Annotated in this window: 16 protein-coding genes; 1 reads left to right on the top strand and 15 read right to left on the bottom strand. The window is 57.5% G+C overall.

Annotated elements, in window-relative coordinates:
• Positions 1–14 precede the first annotated feature (14 nt).
• The 9 genes from ACR0CZ_RS04020 to ACR0CZ_RS03980 form a co-directional block, all read right to left on the bottom strand.
• Positions 15–806 carry an amino acid ABC transporter ATP-binding protein gene (locus ACR0CZ_RS04020; protein WP_304621965.1) on the bottom strand — a complete coding sequence of 264 codons (792 nt, stop codon included), beginning with the start codon at positions 804–806 and terminating at the stop codon, positions 15–17.
• Positions 807–818: 12 nt separating this feature from the next.
• A complete protein-coding gene (locus ACR0CZ_RS04015) occupies positions 819–2,174 on the bottom strand; it encodes an amino acid ABC transporter permease (protein ID WP_170392880.1) in 1,356 nt (451 codons plus the stop codon).
• Position 2,175: 1 nt separating this feature from the next.
• The gene (locus tag ACR0CZ_RS04010; RefSeq protein WP_170392881.1) at positions 2,176–3,444 is read right to left on the bottom strand and encodes an ABC transporter permease subunit; all 1,269 of its coding nucleotides are present in this window, start codon (positions 3,442–3,444) and stop codon (positions 2,176–2,178) included.
• Between the two features lie 124 nt (positions 3,445–3,568).
• Complete coding sequence (locus ACR0CZ_RS04005; protein WP_170392882.1) at positions 3,569–4,588, bottom strand: amino acid ABC transporter substrate-binding protein; 1,020 nt, start codon at positions 4,586–4,588, stop codon at positions 3,569–3,571.
• A 206-nt stretch (positions 4,589–4,794) separates the two neighbouring features.
• Entirely contained in the window at positions 4,795–5,502 is a 708-nt protein-coding gene (locus ACR0CZ_RS04000; protein WP_170567416.1) for an ATP12 family protein, read from the bottom strand.
• 4 nt (positions 5,503–5,506) lie between these two features.
• On the bottom strand, positions 5,507–6,178 hold the full coding sequence (locus ACR0CZ_RS03995) for an HAD-IA family hydrolase (RefSeq protein WP_170465253.1): 672 nt from the start codon (positions 6,176–6,178) through the stop codon (positions 5,507–5,509).
• Positions 6,175–7,218 (bottom strand): RluA family pseudouridine synthase, encoded by a 1,044-nt coding sequence (locus ACR0CZ_RS03990; RefSeq protein WP_170465255.1) that lies wholly within the window; start codon positions 7,216–7,218, stop codon positions 6,175–6,177. Before ACR0CZ_RS03990 ends, ACR0CZ_RS03995 begins: the two co-directional genes overlap by 4 nt.
• 104 nt (positions 7,219–7,322) lie before the next feature.
• On the bottom strand, positions 7,323–8,636 hold the full coding sequence (locus ACR0CZ_RS03985; protein ID WP_170392886.1) for a replication-associated recombination protein A: 1,314 nt from the start codon (positions 8,634–8,636) through the stop codon (positions 7,323–7,325).
• A gap of 3 nt (positions 8,637–8,639) precedes the next feature.
• Positions 8,640–10,025, bottom strand: coding sequence for a trypsin-like peptidase domain-containing protein (locus ACR0CZ_RS03980; protein WP_170392951.1), 1,386 nt, complete (start codon positions 10,023–10,025; stop codon positions 8,640–8,642).
• A 229-nt stretch (positions 10,026–10,254) separates the two neighbouring features.
• Here ACR0CZ_RS03980 and budA point away from each other — a divergent pair, with 229 nt between their 5' ends.
• Positions 10,255–11,043, top strand: a complete 789-nt coding sequence (gene budA / locus ACR0CZ_RS03975; protein ID WP_170392887.1) for an acetolactate decarboxylase — start codon at positions 10,255–10,257, stop codon at positions 11,041–11,043.
• A gap of 87 nt (positions 11,044–11,130) precedes the next feature.
• On the opposite strand, the gene rplQ is transcribed toward budA, so the two are convergent.
• From rplQ to secY, 6 genes are all read right to left on the bottom strand, one after another.
• A complete protein-coding gene (rplQ, locus tag ACR0CZ_RS03970; protein ID WP_170392888.1) occupies positions 11,131–11,553 on the bottom strand; it encodes a 50S ribosomal protein L17 in 423 nt (140 codons plus the stop codon).
• Positions 11,554–11,671: 118 nt separating this feature from the next.
• Positions 11,672–12,688, bottom strand: a complete 1,017-nt coding sequence (locus tag ACR0CZ_RS03965; RefSeq protein ID WP_010437127.1) for a DNA-directed RNA polymerase subunit alpha — start codon at positions 12,686–12,688, stop codon at positions 11,672–11,674.
• A gap of 114 nt (positions 12,689–12,802) precedes the next feature.
• A complete protein-coding gene (rpsK, locus tag ACR0CZ_RS03960; protein ID WP_008757289.1) occupies positions 12,803–13,192 on the bottom strand; it encodes a 30S ribosomal protein S11 in 390 nt (129 codons plus the stop codon).
• Positions 13,193–13,207: 15 nt separating this feature from the next.
• Positions 13,208–13,576, bottom strand: coding sequence for a 30S ribosomal protein S13 (gene rpsM / locus ACR0CZ_RS03955; RefSeq protein WP_008757392.1), 369 nt, complete (start codon positions 13,574–13,576; stop codon positions 13,208–13,210).
• A 200-nt stretch (positions 13,577–13,776) separates the two neighbouring features.
• A complete protein-coding gene (locus ACR0CZ_RS03950) occupies positions 13,777–14,421 on the bottom strand; it encodes an adenylate kinase (RefSeq protein ID WP_170392889.1) in 645 nt (214 codons plus the stop codon).
• On the bottom strand, positions 14,418–15,782 hold the full coding sequence (gene secY / locus ACR0CZ_RS03945) for a preprotein translocase subunit SecY (protein ID WP_170392890.1): 1,365 nt from the start codon (positions 15,780–15,782) through the stop codon (positions 14,418–14,420). The genes ACR0CZ_RS03950 and secY overlap by 4 nt, the downstream gene beginning before the upstream one ends.
• Positions 15,783–15,886: the final 104 nt, after the last annotated feature.

Here is a 15,886-nt window from a genome sequence, read left to right as displayed (position 1 = left end):
TTTCTGATCCGAATTTAGTGTCCCAGAATCTGGCTGAGGAACAACTTGGTCCGTTCGCTCTGCGGGTTGTTGAAGAACTCTTCCGGTTCGTTCTGCTCCACAATCTGACCGGCATCCATAAAGATCACGCGGTTGGCGACCTGGCGGGCAAAGCCCATCTCGTGGGTCACACACAGCATGGTCATGCCTTCCTCGGCCAGCTCGATCATGGTGTCGAGCACCTCTTTGATCATCTCAGGGTCCAGCGCCGAGGTTGGCTCATCGAACAACATGATCCGCGGCATCATGCAGAGCGAGCGGGCAATCGCAACACGCTGCTGCTGGCCACCCGAAAGCTGACCGGGATACTTGTCGGCCTGCTCAGGGATCTTCACCTTTTCCAGGAAATGCATCGCGCGCTCTTCGGCCTCTTTCTTGGGCGTCTTGCGCACCCAGATCGGGGCCAGCGTGCAGTTTTCCAGAATGGTCAGGTGCGGGAACAGGTTGAAGTGCTGGAACACCATGCCAACCTCGGACCGGATCTTGTCGATGTTTTTCAGGTCATTCGACAGCTCGGTCCCATCCACAATGATCGTGCCCTGCTGGTGTTCCTCCAGCGCGTTCAGGCAGCGGATCAGGGTAGACTTGCCCGACCCCGACGGCCCCGCGATCACGATCCGCTCGCCTTGATTGACGGTCAGATTGATATCGCGCAGCACGTGGAAGGCCCCGTACCACTTGTTCATATTGGTGATTTCGATGGCGATTTCGTCGCTCACCTGCATTTTGGAGCGGTCGATTTCGCGTTCAATTGCAAGTTCAGACATGTGTTGAACTCCTTAACGGTGGCCAGTCTGAAGCTTGCGCTCCAGGTACATGGAATAACGGGACATGGAGAAGCAAACCACGAAGAACAGAACGCCGATAAAGGCAAACAGTTCCCAGTAGACGCCGTTCCAGGCGGTATCGGCGCGGATGCCGTTGGTCAGGCCAATCACGTCGAACAGACCGATGATCGAGACCAAAGTCGTATCCTTGAAGATACCGATGAACGTGCTCACGATGCCCGGGATCGAGATTTTCAGCGCCTGTGGCATGATGATCAGCCGCTGCGCCTGCCAGTAGTTCAGGCCCAGACTGTCTGCGCCTTCGTACTGACCACGCGGCAGGGCGGCCAGACCACCCCGGATCACCTCGGCCATATAGGCGGCCGAGAACAGGGTCATCATGATCATCACCCGCAGGATGATGTCAAAATTAGTGCCCGGCGGCAGGAACAGGTTCAGCAACAGCGATGCCACAAACAGCAGGGTAATCAGCGGCACGCCCCGAATGAACTCGATAAAGCCCACGCACAGGTATTTGACGATCATCAGATCGGACTGACGACCCAGCGCCAGCACGATACCGATAGGCAGCGAAACACCAATGGCCACAACACCCAACAGGATCGCTAGCATAAAGCCACCAAAGTCGCGGCTTTCCACCGGCGCGATACCGATCGGAATGATTGCATTGATTGCGTCAGCCACGGAACCGGCAGCAAACAGCCACCATAGTATGGGCAGCGCAATCGCAAGGATAATCGCGGCAAGAGACCCGGCAACCGGAAGCGCAAACTTGTACGCGAAATACCCGATGGCAAATCCGGCGGCGACCATGAGCGGCCCCCAGATCGACCCACCCCACATCAGCCAAGGCAGCAGGAACGGATAAGCCGCCGTTACAATCAACAGCTTACGCGGCACCTTAGTGAACAACACTGGCGCAATAGCAACCAACAACAGGATGAAGGTCAGGTTCGGACGGAAATAGGCCGGCCATGCCCCTGTTTCAGGCGGGTTCGACCATGTGGCATCCGGATGCGCCGGATACGGCGGATAGAACCCATATAGCAGCTGTAGCCAACGATCCTTGATCACACCCCAGCAGGCATGACCATGCGTATCGCCCCACGTAGCCATCATGATCTCACGACATTCCGACAGGGAATTGGCGTTCCAAACGGATTCGAACGTCCAGGACAGGATGTTGGAGAGCACATAGTAGATGAAGACCAACGAGACGATCGTCAGGATCGCGTTCAGCCAGCTTGAAAACAGGTTATGCTTGATCCAGCCCAGTACACCGACCTCGGAGGCGGGTGGTGCCTGTTCCGGCAACATTTCCGTGCGGACAAATGAAACATCACTCATATTACCGCTCCACCAGTTTGACACGGTTGTTGTACCAGTTCATCACCGCCGAAATGCTCAGCGAGATGGACAGGTAGACCAGCATCAGCAGCAGAACGCATTCCAGCTCGCGACCGGTCTGGTTCATAGTGATGCCACCCAGCGTACCCGTGATGTCCATATATCCGACCGCGATCGCCAGCGACGAGTTCTTGGTCAGGTTCAGATAGTTCGAGATCATTGGCGGGATGATCACCCGCAACGCCTGCGGCAAGATCACCAGACGCATGGTCCGGCCCGGGCGCAGGCCCAGTGCGGATGCAGCCTCGGTCTGACCCTTGGAAATAGCCAGAATACCAGCGCGCACGATCTCGGCGATGAATGCCGCAGTGTACAGCGACAGGGCCAGCCACAAGGCAATCAGCGAGTTACGAAGGTGGGTACCGCCGCTGAAGTTGAAGCCTTTCAGCTCAGGGTAGCCCAGGTGAAAACCCAGAACGCCCAGCAGGATGGCTGATGGCACGAACAAAAGGCCCAGTTGGATGTGCCAGATGGTCGGGCGATCGCCAGTCTTTTCTTGCGTTGAATTGGCCCAGGCCGAAACCTTGCGCATCGCAAAGATGCTGCCGCCAAACACGATCAGGAAGGCGATCAGGTCAAGCGAAACATCAAAGCGCAGGCTTGATGTACCGAAAAGGTGGATATCGCCCAATCCGCGCGAGAACAGAAACTCGGGGATATAGACACCGCGATTTGTGACCGCGACCGTGCCAAAAAGATCCATCGTGGCTTCTGGGTTTTCACCTCGGAAGGCGCGCGGTGCTGGCAGGCTTTCAATCAGGATCGCCATGGCGAACACGATCCAAAGCAGCACTGGAACGTTACGGAACATCTCGACATAGACTGTCATGATCCGCGCGATCAGCCAGTTATTCGACAGGCGCAAAACACCGACCATGACACCGATGATCGTTGCTGTGATACAGCCCAGAACTGCAACAACCAGAGTGTTTAGCAGGCCTATAAACGCCGCGCGCAGATGTGTATCGCGCGAGTCGTATTCCAGCAGGCGTTGGTTGATGTCATAGCTGGCCGGTTCGGCAAAAAAGTCGAACCCGACTGTTCTGCCCAGCGTTTCAAGGTTCTGAATGGTGTTGTTGATAATCCAGGCTGCCAGAAGCATGAAACCGATCATCGCTATGACCTGAATGGTCGCAGATCGGTACCGCGTATCATAAAGGAGCATGGACAGCCGGAAGTGCTCCTTCGGCGGGTCAGTGAGTGTCGTCATGACCTATGTATATCCCCGTGCATCCCGGATGTTGGCAGAGTTTGCCTCTGCTCAGATCGTTCCGGGCGTGTTTCTTATGGAAGGAAAAAGGGCGCGGGTTCCCCCGCGCCCTTTTCCGTGGATCTTAGCGGAAGGGCGGTGCGTACAGCAGGCCACCATCGGTCCACTGTGCGTTCAGGCCGCGTGCCAGACCGATCGGGGTTTCCTCGCCGATGTTCTTGGCAAACACTTCGCCGTAGTTACCGCCGACTTTGATCGCGCGCTGTGCCCAGTTCGCGTCCAGACCCAGCATCTCACCCAGCGTACCTTCGGTACCCAACAGGCGGTTTACCTCTGGGTTGTCGGTGGCACCGCTGGACATCTCGTCGATGTTCGCCGAGGTTACACCCAGCTCTTCCGCTGCGATCAGTGCGTTCAGGGTCCAGCGGACCACATCGCCCCACTCGTGATCGCCATGACGGACAAGCGGGCCCAGCGGCTCTTTCGAGATGATTTCGGGCAGGATCACGTGGTCGCCTGCGTTTTCAAAGGTGGCGCGCGTAGCAGCCAGACCCGATGCGTCGGTGGTGTAAACGTCACAGGCACCAGCCAGATACTGCTGCTGCGCTTCGGCGTTGGTTTCGATCGGAACCGGCTCGTAGCTCATGTTGTTGATGCGGAAGAAATCCGCCAGGTTAAGCTCAGTTGTGGTGCCGGTCTGGATGCAAACGGTTGCACCGTCCAGTTCCTTGGCCGAGCTGACGCCCAGTGCCTTGGGAACCATGAAGCCCTGACCATCGTAGTAGTTGATGCCGACGAATTCGAACTTCAGGTCGACGTCGCGGCTGAAGGTCCACGTGGTGTTACGGGCCAGCATGTCAATCTCGCCCGAAGCCAGCGCGGTAAAACGTGTTTTACCGGTGGTCGGGATGAACTCAACGGCGCTTGGGTCGTCCAGAACGGCAGCGGCTACCGCGCGGCATACGGCCACGTCAAAACCCTGCCACTCACCATTGGCATCGGGGCTGGCAAAGCCGGGTACGCCGGTTGCAACGCCGCAGTTCAGCTTGCCGCGGGCTTTCACGTCGTCAACGGTACCCGCTGCAGCCGCGCCAGCAGCCAGGCCGGCAATGGTTGCCACGCCCAAAATTACGGATTTTTTCATTTTTACCTCTTCCTGATTTTCCATCCCTGAATGGAACGGTTCGATCCGGCGCATAGGCGCCAGAAAGGTTACCCAAAAGGTGTCTCCCCTTTAGTGGCCCGAGTTTGGGCGTATTCATCAACAAACGTCAAGGGCTGGATCAGGGAAAACGATAGGTCTTTTCGGGCAGAATCGGACACAAATTCACGATTTGACGAGAATCCGTCTCAGAACGAGAGGTCAAAGAACTGCTTTGCGTGCAGAAAGGCGGCCCGTTTCACTTCGGCGGCGGCATGTGCCTCATCGTCGTGGCCCCATTGTTCGATCTGCCAAAGCTCGTCCAGTCGAGAAATGCGCCATATCTCGTCCGGTTTGCGCCAATTCTGGGCTGCCGCGAAACCAAGAATCAATGATCCCGACAGGCTGACGAGGTCATGAAACGCCGCCAGCTGGAACGCATTCAGTCCATGCACCCGGTCACGCAGGCCGTGCAGCACCTCGGCAGCTTGCGGTTGATGCACCACCCCTGCACGCGGGATCAACCGCGCGCCCAGCACGTCCGCAGCCCAATCCAATGCAGGATCCCAGGCCTCGGACTGCCGCTGCTGCAACGTTTCGGGATGGGTCGCCCGATAACACAACAGATCCGAGTCGCCGTAATCGGCCAGCATATCGGCAACCTCACCATGCTGGTGCCGCACCTTGTCGATCGCCGCATTGGCCGAACGGGTGAATGGCATCGTGGTCGGATCAATTTCCTTTTCCTGTGCATCCCATTCCCGGGCAACGGCCTCGGCCATAGGGCGCGTGGGCAGGTCCAGCGCAGCCTTGGCGGGCGTTTTGACCCGCCGACCATCCAGTTCAACCGTATAGCCCCCGTCGGTCTCAACGACCGTGCTTGTCGTCCAGAAGCGTTTGGGTTTCCAGTCGCTCATCTCTTTAGCCCCAGATCTTGGCCAGTGCGCCTGGCAATTCTTCGAATGTTTCGATCACATGTGTTGCGGTCGTCAGTGCCCGACGATCGTGATAACCCCAGCTGACACCGATCCCGGCAACTTGCGCGGCTGCGGCCATATCCATGTCAAAGCTGGTGTCGCCCACCATGACGGCTTGCGCAGCCGGCACGCCCGTTTCAGCCAAAGCTGTTTCTATCATCGACGGGTGCGGCTTGGACGGGTGGTGATCTGCAACCTGACGAGTAATGAAATGCTGCTGCAACCCATGCCCTTCAAGCAGCGCATCAAGCCCGCGCTGAGATTTGCCTGTGGCCACTCCCAAAAGAACCTCGGGCTGAGCGTGAAGAGCCTCAATCACTTGGCGCGCACCGGGATAAAGCGGCGAGCTTGCGGCGCCCTGCTCCAACCTTTGCGCGTGATAGGCCTGCTTATATCCGTCAACCAATGCGCTTTGTATCCGCTCGGACTGATCTGCTGCCAGACGCGCCATTGCATGGGGCAGAGATAAACCGACGATGGACAGGATGGCGTCACGATCCGGGACCGGCAGTGACTGCGCCTGAAAACAGGCAGTCATTGCCGAAACAATGGCACCCTGACTATCGACCAGAGTGCCATCCACATCAAACAGGACCAGCCGCAATGGAGCGTTCATCGCAACTCCTCAAACGGATCATCTGCAGCGAGGTCTTCGGTCCAGCCCAGCGTATCCCAGCTGTGTTTCATATGATCCGGTAAAGGCGCCGTAAGCGAGATGGGTTTGCGGGTCATCGGGTGTTCAAAGGAAAGGCTGCGGGCGTGGAGATGCAGCTTTTTGCTGATGATACCTCCCAACTGCGCGCCCCAGCCATCGCCGAGATTTTCCTGCCCCGAGCCGCCATATTTCCCATCGCCAATGATCGGGTGGCCGATCGCCGCCATATGTGCGCGCAGCTGATGGGTCCGCCCCGTCACCGGCTCCATCGCGACCCAGGCTGCCCGCCCTGCAACGCGATACAGCGTTGCATAGAGCGTATGCGCACGTTTCGCGCCGGGCGTATCGTTCACCTCGCTCGGATGAACAGCGATCATCTTCTCGCCTTCACCCTGTTTGCCATGTCCCGGAGCCTTGACCAGCCCGGTCTTGATTTCGCCCAGGTACGGAGTTGGTACACCAGCTACCAGCGCCCAATAGATCTTTTGGGTGTTTCGGTGCCGGAAGGCTGCTGTCAGCCCTTTGGCGGCCTCGCGCGTACGGGCCATCAGCAGAACGCCAGATGTGTCCTTATCCAAACGATGCACAAGGCGCGGGTTCTCTTCATACCCAAAGCGCAACGCTTCGGACAGGCTGTCCACATGGCGGGTTTGACCGCTGCCACCCTGAACTGGCAAGCCATGCGGCTTGTTCAGCGCCAGCACGTGATCGTCTTCATAAATCACGCAAGACTGGATCATCTTTGCGTCAGCGTCCGAAACACGATGCTTTACGACAGCGGGCTTGTGGTCGGCGTCTGGCAGCGGCGGCACGCGCACGGACTGCCCGACCTCTAGCCGCGTCGAAGCTTTGACCCGACTGCCATCTACGCGCAATTCACCCTTGCGGCACATCTTCTCGATCCGGCCCTGGCTGACATGAGGAAACAGGCGGCGCAGCCAACGATCCAGCCTCTGGTCGCCATCGCCCTCTGCTACGGTGATCACCTGTACGCCGCTCATGCCATTGCCCCTTGTTCCGCACGGCTGATCCGCCCGGATTGTGCTTGTTTCAGTGCCTTAGAAATCATGCGCGTCTGTCGCGCGCATCGGGTGCAGAGTCAAGTCTAGCCCTGATTGCGTTGCGTTCTCAGCTTGGCGAAGTATTCCAGCCGTTTTTTCAGCTCGCGCTCAAAACCACGCTCTACCGGCTGATAGAGAACCGGGCGCTTCATATCATCCGGGAAATAGTTCTGACCCGAGAACCCATCTTCGGCATCGTGGTCATAGGCATACCCTGCACCATATCCCTGATCCTTCATCAGCGATGTCGGAGCGTTCAGGATATGTTTGGGTGGCGGTTCACTGCCCGATTGCTTGGCCAGCCGCATCGCCGCCTTATACCCCACATAGGCCCCGTTCGATTTCGGAGCGAGCGCCAAATACACCAACGCCTGCGCCAGTGCCAACTCGCCCTCGGGCGAGCCCAGCCGTTCATAGGTTTCCCAACTGTGCAGGCAGATCGATTGCGCCTGAGGATCGGCCAAACCGATATCTTCAACCGCCATCCGCGTGATCCTCCGCGCCAGATAGCGCGGGTCTTCGCCGCCGGTCAGCATCCGCGCAAACCAATACAGCGCCGCGTCAGGGTCCGATCCGCGCACCGATTTGTGCAGGGCCGAGATCAGATTATAATGCTCATCCCCCGATTTGTCGTATTTTGCGGCCCGCCGCATCAGGCGCGTCGACAATGCATCCGGGTCCAGATCGGCGTCCACTTTCCAAGCAGCAACCTGTTCAATCAGGTTCAGTAGTGCGCGACCGTCGCCATCCGCCATCTCCTGCAGCGCCTCGCGGGCGGCAGACGTTAGCGGCAAGGCGCGGTCAAGCTCTTTCTCGGCGCGTTGTGTCAAACGCTCAAGATCAGCAAGGCTAAGGCGTTCCAGAACCAGCACCTGAGACCGGCTGAGTACCGCCGCGTTCAACTCGAAGGAAGGGTTTTCGGTCGTCGCGCCAACCAGGAGGATCGTACCGTCCTCCATATGCGGCAGAAACCCGTCCTGTTGCGCTTTGTTGAAACGATGGATTTCGTCAACAAATAACAAGGTGCCTTGCCCGTTCTGACGACGGATTTTAGCCGCCTCAAATACCTTCTTCAGATCCGGCACACCGGTAAAAATCGCGCTGATCTGTACGAAATGCAGATCGGTCTCCTGCGCCAGCAACCGGGCGATGGTTGTCTTTCCTACACCCGGCGGGCCCCAGAAGATCAGGCTGGACAGGCTACCTGACGCGAGCATCACCCCCAATGGCGCATCTGGTCCCAAAACCTGCTCTTGCCCGATCACCTCAGACAGGGATTGTGGGCGCAAGCGATCCGCAAGCGGCCTGTGCGGCGAAGCGGTTGGTTCCGCAGAACCGGTATCGAACAAGTCACTCACGGATCACAACCGAAACCGCAATGAGATTAACCGGCTTCCCCGCTCAATCTCCATCTGTACCCGGCGACCTGGATCGGTCAGGGCCTGAACGATATCCTCCGGTGTCTCGGTTCTGGTTCCGTTGATACCTTTTACGACATCGCCCACACGCAATCCTGCGCGGCCGCCATAGCGGCTCGGATCAACCACCACGACGCCGGTCTGAGACAGCGACAAGCCAAGCTTTATGATCACCGCCGGATTTACGCCCGAAACGATCAGACCTGGCATGACCGTATCCTCGTCCAGCGTAGTCTCATCCGCCGCAGGCGTTTCAGGCGGTTTGATCAGCGCCACTTCAATATCCGAGCGGTCTTCGCCCCGCAGCCGAGTCAGGACCGACTTTCCACCCACCCCGGCAACAGCCATGCGAAATTTCATCTCGGCCGGAGAATTCACCTCGTCCCCGTCGACATGAGTGACAACGTCCCCGACCCGCAGACCCGCTTCTGCCAGCGGACTCAGTTCATGTAAGTCAGAAATCACCACCCCGAGAGGGATGGCCATACCCAGAGACTCGGCTATATCCGCGCTCATGTGTTGACCGGCCATTCCTGCCCAAGGACTTACGAAGCTTTCGTTGCCAGACTGCGCCTGCCGCAGGAATTCGGCCACCAAATTGGCCGGAATGGCAAAGCCGATACCGTTCGACCCGCCCGAGCGGGTCAGGATTGAAGTATTGATACCAATCAGATCACCATTCACGTCGATCAGTGCGCCACCGGAATTGCCCGGGTTGATCGCCGCATCGGTTTGAATGAAGTACCCTCTTGCGTTTCCGGTTGCAGTTCCGGTGCGCGCCAGACCTGAAATAATACCTGACGAAACAGTTTGGCCGACGCCGAACGGATTGCCGATCGCCAGCGTCAATTCTCCGACCTCGACCTGATCGGAATCGCGCATCTGCAGGAACGGCAGATCGCTTGCCTCATTCAGCCGCAAGATTGCAATGTCGCTTTCTTTGTCACCCAGAACGACTTCGGCAGTGAATTCACGACGGTCGGTAGTCACGACCTGAATTTCCGATGCCATCCCCACAACGTGGTAGTTTGACACCACATACCCATCACCAGTGAGGATCACGCCAGAGCCGAGCGAATTCTGCACACGGGGGCGTGGCGTCCCAAATCCACGGCCAAAGAAGTCCTGAAAGAACGGGTCAGAAAACAGCGGATTTGCCCGCCCTTCGCGCACAATCTTGGCGTAGATGTTCACAACCGCCGGGGCAGCCTGCTTTACGACAGGGGCGAACCCGAGGCTGATTTCGGTCTGGTTTTTTGGTACCTGCGTCTCTGCGGCTGCCGGTATTGCGCCCATCAGCAATACCAGGGAACACAATAGTCTTAGCATCATCGGCCCTCCGGCAATATCGCCAACCGGATATGCGGGGCCGATGCAAAGATTGCAAGCGACATAACCCGCTGCCTTCGACAATGCCGAGGACCTACCGCTTTCTTTTGAGCTATTCGCACGAATACCCAGCTTCAACATTATGGCTTCGCAAAGCGTTGCAAAAAGTTTCACAGGGAATTGTGCTATGTGTTGGACTTGGCGCTGAATCCAATCAGAGGGAACGACCATGCACAAAGACCGGGAATTGACCTTTGCAACGGCCCTTGCCTCTCATCATCAAAATAAGAGCTTTGTGCGGGAAGAGCACGCCCACGAGTATTACCAGGCCTCACTACTGAGCGCCGTCATGCAGGGCGTCTATGACGGGACTGTTTCCATAAGTCAGCTGCTGGAACACGGAGATTTCGGTCTCGGTACTTTCAACGCCCTGGACGGAGAAATGGTGGTGCTGGATGGTGTCGCTTATCGCCTGGATGGGGAAGGCAAAGCGACAATTGCGGATAACGGCGCGCTGACACCATACGCAGCCGTCATTGACTTTGAACCGACGATTTCGCTTGCGTTGGATTCTCCGGTTAACAAATCCGATTTCGAGGAGGGTTTGGATGACATCGCCGATGCAAAGAACCTGTTTTACGCGGTTCGTTTCACCGGATTGATCAAACACATTAGGTATCGAAACGTGTTGAAACAGGAACGGCCATACAAACCTTTGCTGGAAGTGGTCAAAACGCAGGCCGAGTTTGAATTGGAAAACGTGGAGGGAACTATTCTCGGGTTCCGCTGCCCTGACTACGCAGTCGGGATTGGCGTGCCGGGTTACCACTTGCATTTCATCTCTGAAGACCGGACCACCGGTGGGCACGTACTTGATTATACATTGACCCGGGGAAAGATCGAAATCGATCACACCTCGTCTCTTCATCTGGAACTGCCAGAGACAGAGGATTTCTCTGACGCCAATTTGTCCGCGGGAGCGTCAGCGGATGGTATTCTGAAAGCCGAAAGCAATTAAATTTTGGCCGACTTGAATTTTCACACAGAGCAAAAGAAAACCCCCGCGTCTGCGACGCGGGGGCTGAAACTCAGATATAGCCAAGGCTTATTCTTCGTCTGCGGCCTCTTCGGCGGCAACACGAGCTTTGTCGGCCGCGCCTTTGGCGTCGATGTCGCGGTCAACGAATTCGATGATCGCCATCGGTGCCATGTCACCATAGCGGAAGCCAGCTTTTAGGATACGGACATAACCGCCCTGACGCTCGGCGTAACGAGGGCCCAGAACTTCGAACAGCTTGGCGACGTCTTTGTCTTCTTTCAGCTGTGCTGCGGCCTGACGGCGGGCGTGCAGGTCGCCGCGCTTGCCCAGAGTGATCAGTTTTTCAACGATCGGGCGCAGTTCTTTTGCCTTGGGCAGAGTTGTTTTGATTTGCTCATGCTCGATGAGCGAGCCAGCCATGTTTGCAAACAGAGCTTTGCGGTGCTCATGAGTACGGTTCAGGCGGCGATAACCACGTGCGTGACGCATTTTCTAGTTCCTTCTTTCGCGTTTTGCTTTGTCTGGCCGGCGATGCGTGTCACCGGCTCTCCTTGGGGCGGAAGTGCCCATATGGTCCCCGGCAGCCCGGGCATTTGTGAAGACGCGCTTAGAACGCGTCTTCGAATTTCTTGGCCAGATCTTCGATGTTATCAGGCGGCCAGTCCTCGACATCCATGCCGAGGTGCAGACCCATGCCGGATAGCACTTCCTTGATCTCGTTCAGCGACTTGCGGCCGAAGTTCGGAGTGCGCAGCATCTCGGCTTCGGTCTTCTGGATCAGATCGCCGATGTAAACGATGTTGTCGTTCTTCAGGCAGTTTGCCGAACGGACCGACAGTTCTAGCTCGTCCACTTTCTTCAGCAGCAGCGGGTTGAACTCCAGACCATCGTCCTCGTCCTGGCGGCCAGCCGATTCCGGCTCGTCGAAATTGACGAAGATTGACAGCTGATCCTGCAGGATGCGTGCGGCAAATGCCAGCGCGTCCTCCGGCGTGATCGAACCGTCGGTGTCGATCTTCAGGGTCAGCTTGTCATAGTCCAGAACCTGACCTTCACGGGTCGGCTGAACGTCATAGGCAACCTTTTTGACCGGCGAATAGATCGCGTCGATCGGGATCAGGCCGATGGGTGCGTCTTCGGGCTTGTTCTTCTCAGCCGAAACGTAACCTTTGCCGGTGTTGACGGTCAGTTCCATGAACAGGTCAGCGCCATCATCCAGGTGGCAGATGACGTGATCGCGGTTCAGAACCTCGATGCCAGCGCTTTCGCTGATGTCGCCAGCGGTAACTACTGCGGGGCCTTTGGCATTGATCGACAGGCGCTTGGGGCCTTCGACTTCCATGCGCAGCGACACGCCTTTGAGGTTCAGGATGATGTCGGTGACGTCTTCACGTACACCGGCAACCGAGCTGAACTCGTGCAGGACGTTGTCGATCTGAACGCTGGTGATGGCCGCGCCTTGCAGCGAGCTCATCAGAACACGGCGCAGCGCGTTGCCCAGGGTCAGACCAAAGCCACGTTCCAGCGGTTCTGCAACCAGGGTTGCCTGACGTGCGGGATCATTGCCCGGCTTGCCGTCAAGCTGGGTCGGCTTGATCAATTCTGCCCAATTCTTATGGATCATGTAATCCCTCCATTCCTGTCCGCGCCCCATGACCAACAAGGTGCAGACGCCCGAGGTTCAAAATGACGTGCTGGGGCCGTGCAAAAACACAGCCCCAGCTTAATTCAAAATCGCTTAGACGCGACGACGCTTCGGCGGACGGCAGCCGTTGTGAGCGATCGGGGTCACGTCGCGGATCGACGTGATGTTGAAGCCCACTGCAGCCAGCGCACGCAGAGCCGATTCACGACCCGAACCGGGGCCCTGAACTTCGACTTCCAGCGTCTTGACGCCATGTTCCTGCGCCTTTTTGCCTGCATCTTCTGCAGCCATCTGAGCGGCGTAGGGGGTCGATTTCCGCGATCCCTTGAAGCCCATGGTACCGGCAGACGACCACGAGATGGCGTTGCCCTGTACGTCCGAGATCAGGATCTTGGTGTTGTTGAAGGTCGAGTTCACATGGGCAACGCCCGATGCGATGTTCTTACGCTCTTTGCGCTTAACGCGAGTCTTGTCACGTGCCATCAGTCAGACCCTCCCTTATTTCTTCTTACCGGCAATGGCCTTTGCGGGGCCTTTGCGGGTACGAGCATTGGTGTGGGTACGCTGACCGCGAACCGGCAGGTTGCGGCGGTGACGCAGACCGCGATAGCAGCCCAGGTCCATCAGGCGCTTGACGTTCATCTGAACTTCACGACGCAGGTCACCTTCGACGGTGAAGTTTGCATCGATGTGCTCGCGGATGGCCAGAACTTCGGCGTCGGACAGTTCGTTGACGCGACGGTGCGCTTCGATGCCTACGGCTTCGCAGATTGCTTTGGCCGAGGTGTTTCCGATACCGGTGATATATGTGAGGGCGATTGGTACCCGCTTTGCAGTCGGGATGTTTACGCCGGCAATACGTGCCACGTGTCACTTTCCTTTTTGTTGCGGTTCCGTAACTCCGGAACCTTTTTTCACAACACTTGACCGTGGCAGTGACGCCAGAGGGTCCAGTATTATTCGAGGTGGTCGGGGCAATTGGGACGAATCCCGCATGCGGTTTTGATTCCCTTTAGGGATGGGGGTCGATATGGGCTTTTGGCGGTGCCGTCAAGCCCATATTGATATCAGCCAAGAACCGCCTCAATCGACGCGGTGACTTCCTTGATATCCGCCAGCCCGTTCACCGGACGCAGATCGCCTTTGGCGTAGTAGTAACCAATCAGCGGAGAGGTCTTCTTGTAGTATTCCATCAAGCGCGTACGCAGGCTGTCTTCGTTGTCGTCGGCACGACGGACGAAGTCATTTTCCTTACCGCAATTGGTGCATTTGCGATCCGCGGGAATCGGTTTGGTGTTGTCGTTATAGACCTCCCCACATCCGCCGCAGGTTGACCGCGCCGTAATCCGGTCCACCAGCGCGTCATCATCCACACGCATCTCGATCACCGTATGCAGCGACTGGCCCAGCTTGGTCAGCAGAGCCGACAGCGCGTCGGCCTGTGCCAACGTCCGGGGGAAGCCGTCAAAGATGAAACCGGCGCCTTTTTCGGTGGTCAGTTTCTCTTCGATTAGGCCGATCACGATCTCATCGGTGACCAGCTTACCCGCGTCCATTATCGCAGCAACCTTCTGGCCCATCTCCGTGCCCGAGGTTTTGGCCTCGCGCAGCATGTCTCCGGTGCTGAGTTGCACCATACCGCGGGTTTCAACCAGGTGACGCGCCTGCGTTCCTTTGCCTGCCCCCGGGGGGCCGAGAAGAATGATGTTCATCGACGAGCAGCTCCCTTTCTGCCGCGTTTCTTGCCTTTGCCGCGCAGCTGGGACTTTTCAATCAGCCCTTCGTATTGATGCGCCAGCAGGTGGCTCTGGACTTGTTGGATCGTGTCCATGGTCACAGAGACGATAATCAGAACCGAGGTGCCGCCGAAATAGAACGGGATAGCAAACTGGCCCCGCAGGATTTCAGGCAGCAGACAAACGGCCGCCAGATAGGCCGAACCCAGAACCAGCACGCGGTTGACGACGTATTCCAGATACTCGGCGGTTTTCTTGCCCGGACGGATACCCGGTACAAAACCGTTCTGCTTTTTCAGGTTGTCCGCCACATCGTCCGGCTTGAACGACACGTTGAACGTGTAGAAATAGGCGAAGAACACGATCATCGAAGCAAAGAACAGCAGATAAAGCGGCTGTCCGGGGCCGAAGTTGGCCAGCAGCCACGACATCACCGGGCCATTTGTGGCGCCCGACGAGAAGGTCGAGATCGTTACCGGCAGCAACAGCAGCGAGCTTGCAAAGATCGCAGGGATCACACCCGCCGGGTTCACTTTGACCGGCAGGTGGCTGGAGCCGCCTTCGTAGACTTTCATACCAGCCTGACGGCGCGGGTATTGGATATGGATCTTGCGCAGGGCCCGCTCCATGAACACCACAAAGGTGATCACGGCGATGACCATGATGATCACACCCACGATCACGGCGGGGCTGATTGCACCGCTGCGGCCCGAAGCGAAGAACTGCGCCAGAGCGGCGGGAACCTCGGCAATAATGCCAACGAAGATGATTAGAGAGATACCGTTACCGATGCCGCGTGCGGTGATCTGCTCGCCCAGCCACATCAGGAACATGGTGCCGCCGACCAAAGTGATCATGGTCGACATACGGAAGAACATGCCCGGATCGGTCGCAAGATCGCCCGATTCCAACGAAACCGCCAGACCATAAGCCTGAACGGTGGCCAGAGCCACGGTACCGAAACGGGTGTATTGGTTGATCTTCTTGCGCCCTTGCTCGCCCTCTTTCTTGAGTTGCTCAAGCGCGGGAACCATCGAGGTCAGCAGCTGCACGATGATCGAGGCCGAGATATAGGGCATGATGCCGAGGGCAAAAATACCCATCCGCCCCAGCGCCCCGCCGGTGAACATCGAAACCATGCCGCCGATGCCCTGCCCCGCTTGCTCCATGAACTCACGCAGCGCTTGCCCGTCGATCCCCGGCACCGGGATAAAGGTGCCCAGACGATAGACGATCAGCAAACCCAATGTGAACAGGATGCGGTTGCGCAGATCGGTGGCTTTGCCAAGAGCAGCCCAGCTTGTGTTGGCTGCCATTTGTTCTGCTGCTGATACCATAAATCGGTCTCTCTTATGTAAACGCCGCCCGGAACCGTTTTCCGGCTCGGGCGGCGTCTGGGAAAACTTAGTGCTCTATGTAAGCGGGTCTTTGCCCGCTCACA

This window comes from Ruegeria sp. H9 (assembly GCF_056532915.1).
This window is presented reverse-complemented; position numbering and strand designations above follow the sequence as displayed.

Bases quoted from the DNA above. Each gene is read 5' to 3' on its own strand.
- ACR0CZ_RS04020 (WP_304621965.1), bottom strand. From the start codon at position 806: ATGTCTGAACTTGCAATTGAACGCGAAATCGACCGCTCCAAAATGCAG.
- ACR0CZ_RS04015 (WP_170392880.1), bottom strand. From the start codon at position 2,174: ATGAGTGATGTTTCATTTGTCCGCACGGAAATGTTGCCGGAACAGGCA.
- ACR0CZ_RS04010 (WP_170392881.1), bottom strand. From the start codon at position 3,444: ATGACGACACTCACTGACCCGCCGAAGGAGCACTTCCGGCTGTCCATG.
- ACR0CZ_RS04005 (WP_170392882.1), bottom strand. From the start codon at position 4,588: ATGAAAAAATCCGTAATTTTGGGCGTGGCAACCATTGCCGGCCTGGCT.
- ACR0CZ_RS04000 (WP_170567416.1), bottom strand. From the start codon at position 5,502: ATGAGCGACTGGAAACCCAAACGCTTCTGGACGACAAGCACGGTCGTT.
- ACR0CZ_RS03995 (WP_170465253.1), bottom strand. From the start codon at position 6,178: ATGAACGCTCCATTGCGGCTGGTCCTGTTTGATGTGGATGGCACTCTG.
- ACR0CZ_RS03990 (WP_170465255.1), bottom strand. From the start codon at position 7,218: ATGAGCGGCGTACAGGTGATCACCGTAGCAGAGGGCGATGGCGACCAG.
- ACR0CZ_RS03980 (WP_170392951.1), bottom strand. From the start codon at position 10,025: ATGCTAAGACTATTGTGTTCCCTGGTATTGCTGATGGGCGCAATACCG.
- budA (WP_170392887.1), top strand. From the start codon at position 10,255: ATGCACAAAGACCGGGAATTGACCTTTGCAACGGCCCTTGCCTCTCAT.
- rplQ (WP_170392888.1), bottom strand. From the start codon at position 11,553: ATGCGTCACGCACGTGGTTATCGCCGCCTGAACCGTACTCATGAGCAC.
- ACR0CZ_RS03965 (WP_010437127.1), bottom strand. From the start codon at position 12,688: ATGATCCATAAGAATTGGGCAGAATTGATCAAGCCGACCCAGCTTGAC.
- rpsK (WP_008757289.1), bottom strand. From the start codon at position 13,192: ATGGCACGTGACAAGACTCGCGTTAAGCGCAAAGAGCGTAAGAACATC.
- ACR0CZ_RS03950 (WP_170392889.1), bottom strand. From the start codon at position 14,421: ATGAACATCATTCTTCTCGGCCCCCCGGGGGCAGGCAAAGGAACGCAG.
- secY (WP_170392890.1), bottom strand. From the start codon at position 15,782: ATGGTATCAGCAGCAGAACAAATGGCAGCCAACACAAGCTGGGCTGCT.